This is a genomic window from Variovorax sp. EBFNA2 (assembly GCF_033802765.1).
GTDB classification, from domain to species: domain Bacteria; phylum Pseudomonadota; class Gammaproteobacteria; order Burkholderiales; family Burkholderiaceae_C; genus Variovorax; species Variovorax paradoxus_H.
In genome coordinates this window covers 5,862,810-5,879,035 of the sequence record NZ_CP138496.1, presented here as the reverse complement: position 1 = coordinate 5,879,035, position 16,226 = coordinate 5,862,810, and the positions used below count along the sequence as shown (strand labels likewise).

The following is a 16,226-nucleotide window of genomic DNA, read 5'->3' as shown; positions in this document are numbered from 1 at the left end:
AGCGAAATCAAGGCGGAGGGCGAAGCCCGGGGGACATTCGCGGAGGGAAGTACCCGGTGGCCTGGGCACGTCCCCCGAAAGCACTCAATCAGGGCCGGACCATCTTGCAGTCGGTCCCTTGCGCCAGCTCGTTCCCGGTATAGACCGCATCGGTGCGGAAGCCGTAGTTGGTGCCTTCCCAGCCCGTCTTCACCGCCTTGCCGTCCACCGGCGCGATGGTGTTCACCACCTGCGGCAGCAGCAGCTGGTGGTCTTCGCCGCGCATGCGCACGGGGCCCACCACCGAGTCGAAGCTCAGGTCTTCGAGGGCGCGCGCCACCTTCACCGTGTCGGCGCTGCCGGCCTTTGCGATGGCGGCGGCCAGCAGGCGCGGCGTGAGGTCGATGCGCGGCGCGAGGAAGTCCTTGCCGGTCTTGGCCTTGTAGGCCTTGGCGAGCGCGTCGACCTTCGGCGTGTCGGCCTGGCCCGGGTGCCATTCGGCCACCCACGTGAGCTGTCCCGTCTTCGCTTGCGACACGGCGGTGACCGTGCCCGGCACCGAGCCCGCGCTGTGGTTGAAATAGCGCAGGTTGTAGCCCGCGTCACCCGCGGCCTTCTGCAGCAGCGTCATGTCCTGGCCCCAGTTGCCGGTGATGACCGAGTCGGCACCGCTTTGCTTGATGTTGGCGACGTAGGGCGCGAAGTCTTTCACGCGGCCGATGGGGTGCAGTGTCTCGCCGACGAACTGGATGTCGGGGCGCGCCAGGCCCACCAGTTGGCGGCCGTAGCTGGCCCACTGCTTGCCGTGGGCGTAGTCCTGGTTGAGCAGGTAGACCTTCTTCACGTCCGGCGTCTTCTTGATGTAGTTGGCCAGCGCCTTCATCTTCATCGCCGTGTTGGCCTCGGTCTGGAAGTGCCAGAAGCTGCAGCCCTTGCCGGTCATCTCGGGGTCGATCGACGAGTGGTTCAGCACGATGAGTTCCTTGCCCGGGTTGCGCTGGTTCCAGCGCGCCACGGCCAGCACCAGCGCCGTCACCACCGACGAGCCCGAGCCGCCCGTGACGATGGCTTTGGCGCCCTGGTCGATGGCCGCCTGCAGCGCGCTCTGGCTTTCCTGCGCCGAGAGCTTGCTGTCGAACTGCAGCAGCTGCAGCTTCATGCCGCCGAGCACGCCGCCCTTGGCGTTGATGTCCTCGATGGCGTACTGCGTGTGCATCAGCATCAGCTCGCCCACGTTGGCAAACGGCCCCGACAGCGGATCGATGTAGGCGATCTTGTAGGTCGGCTGCGGGGCCTGCGCCTGCGCCGCGGTGCCGGCGATGGCAAACAAAGAGGCAAGGGCGATCCGCGCCAGGGGCGCATGCGTGAGCTTCATGAAGTGTCTCCGGAGGGTGTGTGAAAGACGGAATCAGTGCGTCGCGCGCAGCCCGATCACGCGGCTGGCCAGCTTTGTGAGCTGCGCCACCACCTCGTCGGGCGAGAGGCGCCCGCCGGGGCGGTACCAGCTGTAGAGAAAGCCCGGCAGGCTGCAGGCCGCGAGCGCGGTGATCTTGGTCTCGTCGAAGTCGAGGTCGCCGTCGCGCCGGGCTTCTTCGAGCAGCGGGCACAGCAGGTCATAGAAGTGGTGCGCGAGCTTCTTCTGTGCTTCGAGGTATTCGGGGCGGTACACCTGCGGCTCGCGGTACGCGAAGAAGGCCACCGGGTGGTGCGCGATGGTGGCGCGGATCAGCCCCTCGATGCCCTCCATCACCTTCTCGCTCGCGCGGCGCGGATCGGTGGCGGCGAAGTCGAGCGCGGTGAAACAGTCGACCGCGGGGCGCCATGACAGCGTCTCGAAAATCTCCTGCTTGTCGCGAAAGTAGTAGTACACGAAGGGCTTGGTCACGCCCAGCTCGCGCACGATCTGCGCCATGGTCGTGTTGGCGTAGCCCTGCGTGGCAAAGAGCTGCGCGGCCGCCTGCAGGATGCGCTCGCGCTGCAGGTCGGTGCCCTGCGTGGCCGCGCGCTGGCGGCCCGTGCCCTGCGGCAGGTGCGGCTGCGCCGTGTGCGTGGCAGAGGGTTTGTTCGGTGTCGCGGAAGTTATACCCATGGGTAGGATTGTTCGTGCACGATGCCGCATTGGCAAGCGCCGGCCCTGTGCAGGCGGCTATCGATAACCCTGAGAAAGTGACGCCATGGAGACAACGCCCGCCATCCCGCAACGCTTGAAAGAGCTGCCGCCTCGCGTGCAGCAGCCCCTGCACGCCTACCTGCGCGACCACGCGCGCACACGCGGCGACGCCACCGCCTGCCTCTGGTACGGCCAGGCCCTGAGCTGGGCCGAGCTCGACCGCGCGAGCGACGCCTTCGCCGCGCGCCTGCAGGCCCTGGGCGTGGCCAAGGGCGAGCCCGTGGTGCTGTTCCTCAACAACTGCCCGCAGTACCTCGTGGCGCACTTTGGCATCCAGAAGATCGGCGCCATCGTCTGCCCGAGCGGGCCGCTCAACAAGGAGCACGAGCTGGCCTACCAGGTCAACGACCTGAAGGCGCGCGTGATCGTCGCGGCCGCGCCGCTCGTGCCGGTGGTGCGCAAGGTGCAGGCCCAGAGCGCGCTCGCGCATGTGTTCGTCGTGCACTACGCCGACCTGCTGCCCGCCGAGCCCACGCTCGACCTGCCGGCCGAACTCGCCGCCGAGCGCACAGCTGAACGCAGCGTGCCCGAAGGCTGCGAAGACTTTCTCGCCGTGATGAAGTCCGATGCCAAGCCGCAGCCCGTCGCCATCGACATGGACGACATCGCGCTCATGACCTACACCTCGGGCACCACCGGCCTGCCCAAGGGCGCGATGCTCAGCTACGGCAACGCGCTCTACAAGACGCGCGCCGCGGCCGACTGCAACGGCGTGGGGCCGGACGACGTGCTGCTGTCCATCGCGCCGCTGTATCACATCGCCGGCATGCTCATGGGCGTCAACGTGCCCGTGCTCAGCGGCGCCGCGTCGGTGCTGCTGCACCGCTTCGACCCGCGCACCGTGCTGCAGGCCATTGCCACCTACAAGGTGAGCTGGTGGTACAGCATCGCGCCGATGAACGTGGCCTGCATGCAGGTGCCCGACATCGCCAGCTTCGACCTGGCTAGCCTGAAGATGAACCCGGTGACCAGCTTCGGCATCGCGTTCACCGAGCCGCTGGCCGCACAGTGGCGCTCGCACGCAAAGAACTGCAGCTCGTTCGAGGCCGCTTACGGCCTGAGCGAAACCCACACCTGCGACACCTACACGCCGCACGAGGCGCCGCGCTGGGGCACGCAGGGTGTGCCGGTGCCGGGCGTGACCATCCGCATCATCGACACCGAAACGCAGGTCGACATGCCCGTGGGCGAAGTCGGCGAAATCGTGCTCACCAGCGCCGGCTCGTTCAAGGGCTACTGGAACAAGCCCGAAGCCACGGCCGCCACCTTGCGCAACGGCTGGGTGCACACGGGCGACATGGGCAAGCTCGACGCCGACGGCTACCTCACCTTCATCGGCCGCTTCAAGGAAATGATCAAGGTCTCGGGCTACAGCGTGTTCCCCGAAGAGGTCGAGACCATCCTCATCAAGCACCCGGCGGTGGCACAGGCGGCCGTCATTGCGCAGCCCGACCCCGAGAAGGGCGAGGTCGTGAAGGCCTTCATCGTGCGCAAGCCCGGCGCCACGCTCGAGGCCGATGCGCTCGTGGCCTGGGCGCGCGAGAACATGGCGAGCTACAAGGCGCCGCGCGCCGTGAGCTTCATCGACGCATTGCCGACCACCGGCGCCGGCAAGGTGCTGCGCCGCCTGCTCAAAGACAAGACCTGAAAGGCCGACTGCGTGTTTTCCAAAGTTCTGATTGCCAACCGCGGCGAGATCGCCGTGCGCCTGGTGCGCGCGCTGCGCGACCTGGGCATCGCCAGCGTGGCGGTGCATGCGCGCGACGACGCGACCGCGCTCCACGTGCAACTGGCCGACGTGGCGGTCGCGCTCGACGCAACCGGCCCCTCGGCCTACCTCGACGTGGCCGCGTTGATCGCCGTGGCGAAGGCACAAGGCTGCGATGCGGTGCATCCCGGCTACGGCTTCCTCAGCGAGCGCGCCGACTTCGCACAGGCCTGCGCCGATGCGGGCCTGGTCTTCATCGGCCCCACGCCCGAACAGCTCGGCCTGTTCGGCGACAAGGCCCGTGCGCGCGAACTCGCCGCGCAATGCGACGTGCCCGTGATGCCCGGCAGCGCCGGCGCGGTGACGCTCGCGCAGGCGCAGGCCTTCTTCGCCGAGCAGCACGCGCAGGGCGCGGGCGTGATGGTCAAGGCCATCGGCGGCGGCGGCGGGCGCGGCATGCGCGCCGTGCTCACGGCCGACGAACTGCCCGAGGCGCACGCGCGCTGCATGTCCGAAGCCAAGGCGGCGTTCGGCATCGAGGGCGTGTACGTCGAGCGCCTGATGCGCAACGCGCGGCACATCGAGGTGCAGGTGCTCGGCGACGGCAGCGCCGTGGCCAGCCTCGGCGAGCGCGAGTGCACGCTGCAGCGTCGCTTCCAGAAGCTGGTGGAAATTGCGCCGAGCCCGTCGCTGCCCGAGACGCTGCGCGCGCAGGTCACGCAGGCGGCGTTGCGCATGGCCAAGGCCGTGGGGTATCGCGGGCTCGGCACGTTTGAATTCCTGGTCGATGCCGCATCGACCACTCTGCCTTTCGTCTTCATCGAAGCGAACCCGCGCCTGCAGGTCGAGCACACGGTGACCGAAGCGGTGACGGGGCTGGACCTCGTACAGCTGCAGATCGCCGTGGCCTCGGGCGAGACCTTGAGCGCGCTCGGCGTGGAAGCCGATCGCACGGCGCCGCAGCGCGGCTTCGCGGTGCAGTGGCGCATCAACGCCGAGACGCTCGATGCGCAAGGCAACGCGCGTCCCGCGGGCGGCACGCTCGCGCGTTTCGACCTGCCGGCCGGCCCCGGCGTGCGCGTCGACACGCACGGCTACACGGGCCTGGCGCCTTCGCCGCACTACGACACGCTGCTGGCCAAGCTCATCGTGCATTCGCCGTCGCCGCGTTTCGCGGACGCGCTGCGCCGCTCGCTGCGCGCGCTCGACGAATGCCACATCGACGGCATCGCCACCAACCTGCCGCTGCTGTGCGCCATTGCCGCGCGGCCCGAGTTCGCCACGCAGGCGGTGCACACGCGTTTCGTGGAAGCGCACTTGGGCGATCTGCTCGCGGACGCGAAGGCGTTTGAAAAGCACACGAAGAAGGTGACGGCTCCAGCCGTCGCGAGCGCTCTGGTGCAGGAAGAGGGCGAAGACGACGGCCTCACCGTCAAGGCGCCGATGCCCGCGAAGCTGGTGCAGTTCGAGGTCGCGGTGGGCGACGTGCTGCCCGCCGGCACGCAGCTCGGCGTGCTCGAAGTCATGAAGATGGAGCACCTGCTGCATGCGCCCGTGGCCGGCCGCGTGCTCGCGCTGCTGGCCGCACCCGGCGACTACCTCGTCGAAGGCCAGTCGCTGGTGCGCCTGGAGGCCGTCGATGCGCAGGGCGTCGAGGCGCAGGCGCGCATCGCGCACGACCTCGACGCGGTCCGCCCCGATCTGCAGAAGGTCATCGACCGCCATGCGCCCACGCTCGATGCGAACCGCAAGGCGGCGGTCGACAAGCGCCATGCGCAGGGCGGTCGGACCGCGCGCGAGAACATCGCCGACCTGTGCGACACGGCCGAAGACCCCGGCAGCTTCATCGAGTACGGCGCGCTCGCCATCGCCGCGCAGACGCGCCGCCGCTCGCTCGAAGACCTCATCGCCAACACGCCGGCCGACGGCATGGTGACGGGGCTGGGCAGCATCAACGCGAAGCAGTTCGGCCCCGAGAAATCACGCTGCGCGGTGCTCGCGTACGACTACACCGTGCTGGCCGGCACGCAGGGCATGCGCAACCACCACAAGACCGACCGGATGCTCGCGGTGGCGCACCAGCTCAAGCTGCCGGTGGTGCTGTTCGCCGAAGGCGGGGGCGGGCGGCCGGGCGACACCGACATGCCGATCGTCGCAGGCCTGAACAACCACACCTTCAGCCAGTTCGCGGCGCTCTCGGGCAAGGTGCCCGTGGTCGGCATCGTGCACGGCCGCTGCTTCGCGGGCAACGCGGCGCTGCTGGGCTGCGCCGACGTGATCATCGCGACCAAGGGCAGCAACATCGGCATGAGCGGCCCCGCCATGATCGAAGGGGGCGGCCTGGGCACCTTCGCGCCCGAGCAGATCGGGCCGAGCAGCGTGCAGTCGCGCAACGGCGTGATCGACATCCTGGTGGAAGACGAGGCGGCCGCCGTCGCTGCGGCCAAGCAATACCTCTCGTACTTCCAGGGCCCGGTGAGCGACTGGCAGTGCGCCGACCCGCGCACCTTGCGCCACGTGGTGCCCGAGAACCGGCTGCGCGTGTACGACGTGCGCGCCGCGATGCGCGGCGTGGCCGACACAGGCTCGCTGCTCGAGCTGCGCGCGGGCTTCGGCGCGGGCATCGTCACCGCGCTGGCGCGCATCGAGGGCAAGCCGGTCGGCCTCATGGCGAACAACCCGCACCACCTGGGCGGCGCGATCGACGTGGAGGCGGCCGACAAATCCGCGCGCTTCATGCAACTGTGCAACGCCCACGGGTTACCGATCGTGTCGTTGTGCGACACGCCCGGCTTCATGGTCGGGCCCGAAATCGAGGCGCAGGCGCAGGTGCGCCACGTGTGCCGCATGTTCATGGTGGCCTCGCATTTGCGCGTGCCCTTCTTCGCGGTGGTGCTGCGCAAGGGCTACGGCCTGGGCGCGCAGGCCATGACCGCCGGCGGCTTCGACGCGCCCGTGTTCACCGTGGCCTGGCCCACCGGCGAGTTCGGCGCGATGGGCCTCGAAGGCGCGGTGCGACTGGGTTTTCGCAAGGAGCTCGCAGCCGTGCCCGAGGGCGCGGAACGCGACGCGCTGTTCAAGCAACTGGTGGCGCAGCAGTACGCCAACGGCGAGGCGATCCACATGGCGCAGACGCTGGAGATCGATGCCGTGATCGATCCGGCCGACACGCGCAGCTGGCTGGTGCGCGGGCTGGCCTCGGCGACGCGGCCGGCCGAGGCGGCCTCGGCGTACGTCGACACTTGGTAACTTCAGGCTAGACCTCGTCACCTGCGCGGGCAAGGCGGCTCCGTACACTGGGCCGCTTTTGCACGCATGAATCTTCTCGCCCGTTGGCGCGCCCGTCTGCGCGACGCCTCCAATTCCCCCGCACACTGGATGGTCGTTCTCGGCCTTGTGGTGCTGCTCGCGGGTGTGCAGGCGGTCGGGGCCGACCAGCCCGTGCGCCAGCCGGCCGACGCGCGCTGGGTCGCGAGCTGGGCCGTGGCGCCGCTGGACTTCCGCGAACTGGCCGCGAACCCGCGCACCGCGTCCATGGGTGGGCCGGGCGCCCATGTGTTCCAGGGCCAGACCTTGCGCCAGTTGCTGCAACCCACGCTCGATGGCGAGCGTGTGCGCGTGCGCGTGTCCAACCGCTTCGGCAAGGAGCCGCTGCGCATCGCTGCCGCCACCGTGGCGCTGGGCACCGGCGCGACCGCGGTCTCGCCCGCCTCGTTGCGCACCTTGCGTTTCGGCGGGCGTGCCACCGTCACAGTGGCACCGGGGGCCGAGGTCTGGAGCGACGGCGTGGCGCTGGCGGTCGAGGCCGGGCAGTCGGTGGCGGTCAGTCTCTTCTTCGACCGTGCGACGCCGTTCGCCACGGCCTATCTGCTGTCTGCGGACACGGGGTGGGTAGCGGCCGGCAACGCCGTGGCGGCACCCAAGCTGCCGAAGGCCACGCCGCTGCCGATGAACCACATCGTGACCGGCCTCGACGTGCTCACGACGAAGCCGATGCGCACCGTGGTCGCGTTCGGCGATTCGATCACGGCGGGGGGCGGCGAGTCGGGCGCCGGCGCCTACCCGGACATGCTCGCGACGCGGCTGCGCGACAGTCCGCAGGCCGCGCAGGCGGTGTCGGTGATCAACATGGGCATCGGCGGCAACCGGCTGCTGGTGGACGGCATCGGCCCCAACGGCTTGTCGCGCTTCGCACGCGATGCACTGGGCCAGAGCAGCGTGACGCACGTCATCGTGCTGCTTGGCACGAACGACATCGGCCGCAGCGTGTTCGCGATGCTGCCTGCCGCCGGCGTGGCACCGCACGAAGTGCCCACCGCCGAGCGCATCACCGAGGGCCTCGGGCAGCTCGTGAAGCAGGCGCGCGCCAAGGGCGTGAAGGTGCTGCTGGGCACCGTGCCGCCCTTCGGCAACACGCCCTACGCCACCGAGGCCAACGAGGCCATGCGCGAGGCCGTGAACCGCTGGGTGCGCAGCCGCCAGGACGTGGACGGCGTGATCGACTTCGATGCCGTGCTGCGCGACCCCGCCGCGCCGCGTCAGCTGAATCCCACATTCGACAGCGGCGATCACCTGCATCCCAACCGCGCCGGCCACGCGGCCATGGCCGCGGCCATCGACCTGCGCGAACTGCAGGAATAAAGCACGCGCGCGGGCGCGAAACAGCTCTACACAAGATTTCGCGCACCGCTTACAGGCGCTTCACACGGCCCCGGCAGCATGAAGGCTCCTCCAACAACCATGGGGCTTTCTCATGAAAACACTCGCAGTCGCTCTTTCCATCGGTGCCGCCTCGCTGCTGTCCGTGGGCGCCCTGACCGTTCCCACGGCCGCGCAGGCGCAGGCGGTGATCACCATCCAGGGACCGCCGCCCCCGCCGCGCTACGAGCGTGTGCCGCCGCCGCGCCGCGGCTACGTGTGGGCACCGGGTCACTATGAGTGGCGCGGCGGTCGCCATGTGTGGGTGCGCGGCATGTACGTGCGGGCCCGCCCGGGCTATGCCTACCGTCCGCCGGAATGGCGCGAGAACAATGGCCGCTGGGAATACAACCGCGGCCGCTGGGACCGCGACGGCGACGGCGTGCCGAACCGCCATGACCGGCGTCCGAACAATCCGTACCGCAATTGATTGATTGAACTGATCGCGCGCGGCGCGCTGCCCGGCTAGCGGATGCTCACCAGCTCGAGCACTTCGCTGACCTGGAACGCGCCGCCGCTCGCGCCGCCGCGCGTCTGCACCTCGAAGCGGACGACGCGGCCCAGCTCCGGCGAGAACCACACGCTGGCGCGGTAGGCGCCGTACTGGTTGCCGCTCCAGGCGCCCGCGTTCGCGAAGCGCTGGGTGTAGCCGCGGTAGTTGATCTGCACCACCTTCATCTCACGGCCGTTGACCGGCAGCGTGGCGGCGTCGTTCACCACGGTGGCGCGCAGGTCCATCTTGATGCGCGTGCCGCCCATGGTGGCGTCGTATTCCGTGGCCCAGGCGGCGTCCTGTTCCAGGCTCGGCCGGGCCCAGCCGCCCGGCGGCATGACGCCATCGAACTCGCCGGCCACGGCCGTCGTGACGCTGACGACCTCGCCGCCGGGCTTCTCGACGTAGCCGCCGTTGTTGAAGCTGAGGCGGTCGTCGGTGGTGGTGGCCGGGTCCGCGCGGTAGATCACCTTGCGGTGCGTGTTGGTGAGGCGGTCGTGCAGTTGGTACTCCACGAGGTTCGGACGCTGCAGCGACGCTGGAGCCGGCTGCGCGGCGAGGCGCTCGATGGCGCGTTGGCCGCGCGTCGGCAGGTCCGCGATCCACGCGGCCGGCATGGCGAGGGTTGCCGGCGCCGAACTCGCGACGAGTCCCACCAGGCGACCTTGCGCGTCGAACAGGCCGGCGCCTGCGAGGCCCGCCTCGGTCGGCGTGGCCAGTTGCAGCGATTCGAGCGCGCCCGCGGCATTGCGACGCACGCCACCGAGCATGGACATGCCGAGTGTCAATTCACGACCGCGTGGCGCGCCGATGACGTACAGCGGCATCCCGACCTGCAGCGCGCCCGCGGGCACGACGCCCAGGGTCGGCGATGCGAGGTTCGCGACGCGCAACTGGCACAGGTCGCGTTCGACGTCCGGGTGCTCCAGCACGGCGCCGTAGCTCACGTTGTCACGGCGCAGCACCACGGCGCTGGCCCTGGCCAGCAGCTTGCAGCTGGTGATGGCTGTGCCCGGGCCGGTGGCCACCGCGCTGCCCGTGGCCATGAGCTTGCCCTGGGCGTCGCTGGGCTGCACGACCCAGACGCTGGGCGAGACGCGCGCAAACAGCACGTCGGGCGCCAGCGGGGCGCCGCTGCCGCGTGCGTCCTGGGCGAAGGTGGCGGGCGCTGCCAGAGCGGCAGCGAGGGCGAAAAGCGGAAGCTGCAGGCGCATCTGGGAGCGGCGGTTGGGTGGGTTAGCGGAAGACGACCGTGCGGTGGCCGTTCAGCAGCACGCGGTGCTCGCTGTGCCACTTCACGGCGCGGGCCAGCACCTGGCTCTCGGTGTCGCGGCCGCGGGCCGTGAGGTCTTCGACCGTGTCGGTGTGGTCGGCGCGGGCCACGTCCTGCTCGATGATCGGGCCTTCGTCGAGGTCGGCCGTCACGTAGTGGGCAGTGGCGCCGATCAGCTTCACGCCGCGGTCGTGTGCCTGGTAGTAGGGCTTGGCGCCCTTGAAGCTGGGCAGGAACGAGTGGTGGATGTTGATCGCGCGGCCGGCCAGGCTCTTGCACAGGTCGTTGCTCAGGATCTGCATGTAGCGCGCGAGCACCACGAGTTCGGCGCCCTCGGCCTCGATGATTTCCAGCTGCTTGGCCTCGGCCTGCGCCTTGGTCGCGCCCGTCACCGGAATGTGGTGGAAGGGCACGTTGTAGCTGGCGGCCAGCTGGTAGAAGTCGCGGTGGTTCGAGATGATGGCGCGCACGTCGATCGACAGCAGGCCGCTCTTCCAGCGAAACAGCAGGTCGTTCAGGCAGTGGCCTTCCTTGCTGACCAGGATCACGGTCTTCATCGGCTCGGCGGCAGCGTGCAGCTGCAGGCTCATGCCGAAGCCGGTGGCGAAGGTCTTCAACTCCTCGCGCAGCACGGCTTCGCTGTGCGCGCCGCAGGCGAAGCGCACGCGCATGAAGAACAGGCCGGTGCCGTGGTCGTTGTATTGGGCGGCCTCTTCGATGTTGGCGCCGCGCTCGAGCAGGAAGCCCGAAACGGCGTGCACGATGCCCGTCCGGTCGGGACAGGAGAGGTTCAGGATGTAGGCGGGCGTAGTGGTCGTCATCAGGGGCAGGATTGTGGCAGGGGTGCCAGAATCGCGATTTTCCTCGACCACATAACCGCAGGAGCGAGACATGGCCTTCCAGGACTTCAACATGGACAACCAGTGGTTGCCCTTCACGCCCAACCGCCATTTCAGGAAAGACCCGCGGGTCTTCGTGGCGGCCGACGGCATGACGTTCACCACGCACGACGGCAAGAAGGTCGTCGACGGCATCTCGTCGCTGTGGTGCGTGGGCGCGGGCCACAACCGCAAGCCGATCAACGAGGCGATCAAGAAGCAGCTGGACACGCTGGACTACGCCACCGCCTTCCAGGTCAGCAACGACAAGGCCTTCAAGGCGGCCGAGATGATCGCCGCGCTGGCCCCCGGCGACCTGAACAAGGTGCTGTTCTGCAACTCGGGCTCCGAGGCCGCCGACACCTCGATGAAGGTGGCGCTGGCCTACCACCGCGCGCGCGGCGAAGGCCACCGTAACGTGTTCATCGGCCGCGAGAAGGGCTACCACGGCGTGGGCTTCGGCGGCATGTCGGTGGGCGGCATTCCGGGCAACCGCAAGGTGTTCGGCTCGGCCTTTTTGCCGCGCGTGGACCACATGCGCTTCATTCACGACCCGGTGAACCATGCCTACATCCACAACCAGGAGCCGGTGTGGGCCGAAGACCCGCTGGTCGAACTCGAGAACCGCATCCTGCCGCTGCACGATGCGAGCAACATCGCCGCGATCATCGTCGAGCCGGTGGCCGGTTCGGCCGGCTGGTACCTGGGGCCGCAGGGCTACCTGAAGCGGCTGCGCGAGATCTGCGACAAGCACGGCATCCTGCTGATCTTCGACGAAGTCATCACCGGCTTCGGGCGCATGGGCACCAACTTCGCGTCCGACTTCTTCGGCGTGGTGCCCGACATGCTGAACTTCGCCAAGTGCGTGACCAACGGCGTGATTCCGCTGGGCGGCGTGATCTGCCGCGACAAGCTCTACGACGCGATGATGAAGACCGACGCGCCCGAGCATGTGGTCGAGTTCTTCCACGGCTACACCTACTCGGGCCACCCGGTGGCCTGCGCGGCGGCGGTGGCCACGCTCGATCTCTACAAGGAAGAAAACCTGTTCGCGCGCGCCGGCGAAATGGGCAAGGTGCTGGGCGATGCCTTCCACAGCACCTTCAAGGGTCTGCCGAACGTGATCGGCATCCGCAGCCTGGGCCTGGCGGCGGCGGTGGAGCTGGCGCCCATCGCCGGCTCACCGGGCAAGCGCGCGTACGACGTGTTCCTCGACTGCTTCCACAAGGGCGCGCTGGTGCGCGCCGCGGGCGACGTGCTGGTGATCGCGCCGCCCTACATCGTCGAGAAGCAGCACATCGACACGCTGGTCAACACGCTGGCCGACTCGATCAAGAAGTTCGCTTGAGCACGCCCGCGCAGTAGTCCACCGGCGGCAGCGCCGGTGTGCGCCAGGTGGCGTCGTAGGCTGTGTCGTCTTCGGCCGCACCGCCGGCCTGCAGGTGGACGGTTTTTACCGACACGTCCGTCGGCAGGTGCTGCGGCACGCCCAGCACCTTGGTGACGTGGCCGGCGCCCGCAATCAACACCACCGTCTTGCCCGGCTGGCGGGCCTTCACCACCGCCTGCGCCATGGCGCGGTCGCGCCCGACCTGGATGCGGGTCATGGGGCCGATCTGCGATTCGGGCAGCAGCTTGCAGTGGCCTTCGCGCACGGCTTCCTGCTGCATGGCGTAGGCCTCGCCGTTGAGCTGCACGTCGAGCGAGACGTCGGCCATCGCGTCCTTCATGCGCGCACGCGGCAGGTTGGCGCCGACCACGGGCACGCCGGCGCGCACGGCCGTCATCACGCTGGGGCCGTAGCGCTTCCAGGGCCAGGCCTTGTCGTTCCAGCCGAGGGCCGTCTGCACCTGGGCTTCGGTCGCGGTGGCGGGCAGGCGGGCGCTGCTGCGGCCTTCTTCGGCCATCTCGAGCGCCAGCGCGGCGAGCTGGCCGCGCTCGGCCAGGGCCTGCACGGTCTCGCGTTCGAGCATGTGGTGTTCGAGGGCGTCGTGCTGTTCGCCGAGCAGCAGGGCATCGGCCGGCAGCAGCGCTGCGACGCGGCGCGCGACGGGCGCCTCGGCGGACAGCGCGGCGCAGCCGGCGAGCAGGGCGGTGGCCATCAGCGGCGCGAGGAGCCGGGAAGCGCAGTAAACGCGGGAGGGGCGAAGGAGCATCCCGCCATACTATGCCCCGCACCCCGCCCCGGGATGTCGTCCTTTTCCGCCGCTTTTTCTTCCCGTGTCGTTCCGCTTTCCCTTTCGCGTGCTGGCCACGCTGCTGCTGGCGCTGGCCGCCGCCCTCGTGTGTGTCGCGCTGCACACCCCGCTGCCCTGGATGATCGGCCCGCTGTTCGCGGTGTCGCTGGCCTCGATCGCGGGCCTGCCGACCGCGAGCCACACGCCGCTGCGCAACATGGGGCAATGGGCCATCGGCACGGCGCTGGGCCTGTATTTCACGCCGCAGGTGGTGACGCTGGTGGCCGGCGTGTGGTGGGCGATCTTGCTGGCCATCGGCTGGGCGCTGCTGCTGGGTTGGGCCTTCGGCCGTTGGCTGCACCGCGTGCATGCGGCGCGCATGCCGCATGTGCCGGCGAAATCCATGAGAGCCACGACTTACTTCGCAGGCGCCATCGGCGGGGCGTCGGAGATGACGCTGCTGGCCGAATCGGCTGGCGCGCGCACCGACCTGGTGGCGGCCGCGCACAGCCTGCGGCTGATGGTGGTGACGGTGACGATTCCGTTCGCGATGCAGTGGAGCGGGCTGCACGGCCTGGAGATCAATCCGCCCGGCGTGCGCGAGGTGAACCCGGCCGGGCTGGCCCTGCTGGTGCTGGCCACCGGCGTGGGCGGGCTCGCGATGCGGGCGCTGGGCCGCACCAACCCCTGGTTCATGGGGCCGCTGCTGGTGGCGATGGGCTTCACGGTCGCGGGGCAGTCGCTGTCGGCGGTGCCGACCTGGCTGTCGAACACCGCGCAGCTCGTGATCGCCGTGAGCCTGGGCGTGCGCTTCAGCCGCGAGTTTCTGCACACGGCGCCGCGCTGGCTCGGCTCGGTGGCGCTGGGCACCGTCGGCATGCTGGTGCTGTGCGCCGGCGCGGCGTGGTTATTGGCGTGGGCGACGGGGCTGCATCCGGCCACGATGATCCTGGGCACCTCGCCCGGTGGCATCGCCGAGATGTCGATCACCGCCAAGGTGCTGCAACTGGGCGTGCCGGTGGTCACGGCGTTCCAGGTGTGCCGGTTGGTGGCGGTGCTGTTGATCGTGGGGCCGATGTACCGGTGGACCGAGCGCTGACGGCCCGGGAGACAGGCAAAGAAAAAGCGCCCCGCGGGGCGCTCGTTTCATTTCGGCGGCGCAGGCCGCTCAGTGCACCAGCACCGGCGTGTGTGCCAGCTCGGCGTAGCCCTCGAGCGTGTCCTCGACCTCTTCCTGCGTGGGCGTGTTGAGCTGCCACGCGGCGATCTGCTGCTGGAACAGCTCGGCCCAGGAGCCGTCGAGGTAGACCTCCTTGCCGGAGCGCTTGTCCACGATCTCGAAGCCGTGACGCTCCAGCACGGGGCCGTTGGGCTTCGTGCTCGGCTCGTCGCCGTCGTTCGGCTGGACGTGCACGACGACGAAGGACTCGGAGTCGTAAAGCATGTTCATGGCGGGCCCTGTGAGGATGTCGATGGCGTTCATGGGGGTTAGATAGCAATCAACGCGCCAGTTTCAAGAACAGTTGTCGCCGCGCCGTTGATATATGAGCTCTTTTTGCCTCAATTGGCGGGCGCTTCGGGTAGGGGTTTGCGCAATTGGGCGTCAGCAAAATCGCCGTTTGCCTCGGTTTGCCGGATGCGAACGGGCAAATAACCGTACTTCGGCGCCAGCCAGAGTTCCAGTTTTCGGTCGAATTCCTTGCGGGGCGTGCGGGTGAGTTTGCGCGCGGTGAATTCGCCGGCCGGCAGGCTGAGCTGCTCCTCGTCGCCGACTTCGAAGACCCACACATCGCCGTCGCGCACGCCTACGGTCTGCACCGAGATCCGGGTGCCGGCCGGGTACCGCGCCGGGCTGGCCGCCAGCAGGCCGCCCAGCTGCATCATGACGCTCATGCGGTCCTGCGCGCCCGGCTGCAGGGGCACGGGCGGGGCGTTGTTGCTGAAGACGATCTGCCCCTGGTCGCGCACGAAATGCGAGGCCACCTCGGCCTTGCGGCTTTCCGAATAGCGCTCGGGTTCGAGGCCCGAAGGGCCGATCTTGCCGGTGCTGTGCCAGTTCAGCAGCGTGAAAAACACCGCCTTGAGCGCGAGGCGCCCATCGTAGCGGCTGCCGTCCTGCAGCCAGACCAGTTCGCCGAACACGCCGCGCTGCGGGGAGGCGCCTTTCTGGCCGGTGGCTTCGAAATCGAGCGTGACCGAGCCCGGAATCCGCAGCGCCTGGGTGCCGGCGATGGTGCCGGAGGCGCCGCTGCCGGCCGTGGTCGTGCCGCCCTGCGTTCCACCGGGCGTGTTGCCTGTGGCCGCAACCGGGGCACTGGCGGGGGTCTCGGGCGATGTTGCTCCTGAATCTGTAGCAGCCTGCGCTGTCTGGTCAGGCATTTCGGGGGGCGGCGTCTGTGTCGACGCTTCCGGCACGGGGGCCGGGGCGGGCTTGGGCCGGGGCACCGACGCCTCGCGCGGGCGCTTGGGCTTGGCCGGCGGCGGCGGCTTGGCCGCGACCGGCGCGGCGGCCGGTGCCGCAGGGGCTTGCGCCGCGGGCGGTGCGATCACGATCGTGCGCGTGATGAACTTGCTCGCAAGGGGTGACGGCTCCGGCCCGATCGCCATCGGCGCCAGCCCGAGCAGCAGCAGGTGCACCAGCGCCACCGCCAGCGTCAGCCCCGCGAGCGCGCGCCAGGACGGGCGTCCGGGCAGGCCGAGGGACAGTGATGGAGGCGCGACGTGCGTCGACATGGGTGTGTGGAGTGGGCCGCGGCGCCGAGGTTCACGAAGACCACTCGGTACACTGCCGCCCGTTCAACCAGTTTAGTGGGCGCCGCGCTGCGCCCCTGCACCCTAGCTCACGCCCGC

Annotated in this window: 13 protein-coding genes; 6 read left to right on the top strand and 7 right to left on the bottom strand. The window is 69.4% G+C overall.

Annotation, left to right across the window (positions count from 1 at the left end):
• Positions 1 to 88 precede the first annotated feature (88 nt).
• Positions 89 to 1,354, bottom strand: a complete 1,266-nt coding sequence (locus RZE79_RS27595; RefSeq protein ID WP_319357685.1) for a branched-chain amino acid ABC transporter substrate-binding protein — start codon at positions 1,352 to 1,354, stop codon at positions 89 to 91.
• Positions 1,355 to 1,387: 33 nt separating this feature from the next.
• Complete coding sequence (locus RZE79_RS27590) at positions 1,388 to 2,068, bottom strand: TetR/AcrR family transcriptional regulator (RefSeq protein WP_319357684.1); 681 nt, start codon at positions 2,066 to 2,068, stop codon at positions 1,388 to 1,390.
• 85 nt (positions 2,069 to 2,153) lie between these two features.
• Here RZE79_RS27590 and RZE79_RS27585 point away from each other — a divergent pair, with 85 nt between their 5' ends.
• From RZE79_RS27585 to RZE79_RS27570, 4 genes are all read left to right on the top strand, one after another.
• Positions 2,154 to 3,797, top strand: coding sequence for an AMP-binding protein (locus RZE79_RS27585; RefSeq protein WP_319357683.1), 1,644 nt, complete (start codon positions 2,154 to 2,156; stop codon positions 3,795 to 3,797).
• Between the two features lie 12 nt (positions 3,798 to 3,809).
• On the top strand, positions 3,810 to 7,106 hold the full coding sequence (locus RZE79_RS27580) for a carboxyl transferase domain-containing protein (protein ID WP_319357682.1): 3,297 nt from the start codon (positions 3,810 to 3,812) through the stop codon (positions 7,104 to 7,106).
• 66 nt (positions 7,107 to 7,172) lie between these two features.
• Entirely contained in the window at positions 7,173 to 8,498 is a 1,326-nt protein-coding gene (locus RZE79_RS27575) for a GDSL-type esterase/lipase family protein (protein WP_319357681.1), read from the top strand.
• A 112-nt stretch (positions 8,499 to 8,610) separates the two neighbouring features.
• On the top strand, positions 8,611 to 8,985 hold the full coding sequence (locus RZE79_RS27570; protein ID WP_319357680.1) for a YXWGXW repeat-containing protein: 375 nt from the start codon (positions 8,611 to 8,613) through the stop codon (positions 8,983 to 8,985).
• A 35-nt stretch (positions 8,986 to 9,020) separates the two neighbouring features.
• On the opposite strand, the gene RZE79_RS27565 is transcribed toward RZE79_RS27570, so the two are convergent.
• Complete coding sequence (locus tag RZE79_RS27565) at positions 9,021 to 10,262, bottom strand: serine protease (RefSeq protein WP_319357679.1); 1,242 nt, start codon at positions 10,260 to 10,262, stop codon at positions 9,021 to 9,023.
• Between the two features lie 22 nt (positions 10,263 to 10,284).
• On the bottom strand, positions 10,285 to 11,142 hold the full coding sequence (purU, locus tag RZE79_RS27560; RefSeq protein WP_153281859.1) for a formyltetrahydrofolate deformylase: 858 nt from the start codon (positions 11,140 to 11,142) through the stop codon (positions 10,285 to 10,287).
• A gap of 70 nt (positions 11,143 to 11,212) precedes the next feature.
• Between purU and RZE79_RS27555 the strand changes: the two genes are divergently transcribed.
• Positions 11,213 to 12,547: an aminotransferase class III-fold pyridoxal phosphate-dependent enzyme gene (locus RZE79_RS27555; RefSeq protein WP_319357678.1), complete on the top strand. Its 1,335-nt coding sequence runs from the start codon at positions 11,213 to 11,215 to the stop codon at positions 12,545 to 12,547.
• On the opposite strand, the gene RZE79_RS27550 is transcribed toward RZE79_RS27555, so the two are convergent.
• The gene (locus tag RZE79_RS27550; protein ID WP_228121959.1) at positions 12,531 to 13,301 is read right to left on the bottom strand and encodes a ChaN family lipoprotein; all 771 of its coding nucleotides are present in this window, start codon (positions 13,299 to 13,301) and stop codon (positions 12,531 to 12,533) included. The two genes, RZE79_RS27555 and RZE79_RS27550, sit on opposite strands and share 17 nt — an antisense overlap.
• Positions 13,302 to 13,419: 118 nt before the next feature.
• Here RZE79_RS27550 and RZE79_RS27545 point away from each other — a divergent pair, with 118 nt between their 5' ends.
• The gene (locus tag RZE79_RS27545) at positions 13,420 to 14,475 is read left to right on the top strand and encodes an AbrB family transcriptional regulator (RefSeq protein WP_319357677.1); all 1,056 of its coding nucleotides are present in this window, start codon (positions 13,420 to 13,422) and stop codon (positions 14,473 to 14,475) included.
• A 69-nt stretch (positions 14,476 to 14,544) separates the two neighbouring features.
• On the opposite strand, the gene RZE79_RS27540 is transcribed toward RZE79_RS27545, so the two are convergent.
• Both RZE79_RS27540 and RZE79_RS27535 read right to left on the bottom strand, forming a co-directional pair.
• Complete coding sequence (locus tag RZE79_RS27540) at positions 14,545 to 14,826, bottom strand: DUF3567 domain-containing protein (protein WP_056577200.1); 282 nt, start codon at positions 14,824 to 14,826, stop codon at positions 14,545 to 14,547.
• Positions 14,827 to 14,936: 110 nt separating this feature from the next.
• Entirely contained in the window at positions 14,937 to 16,109 is a 1,173-nt protein-coding gene (locus tag RZE79_RS27535) for a DUF3108 domain-containing protein (protein WP_319357676.1), read from the bottom strand.
• Positions 16,110 to 16,226 lie beyond the last annotated feature (117 nt).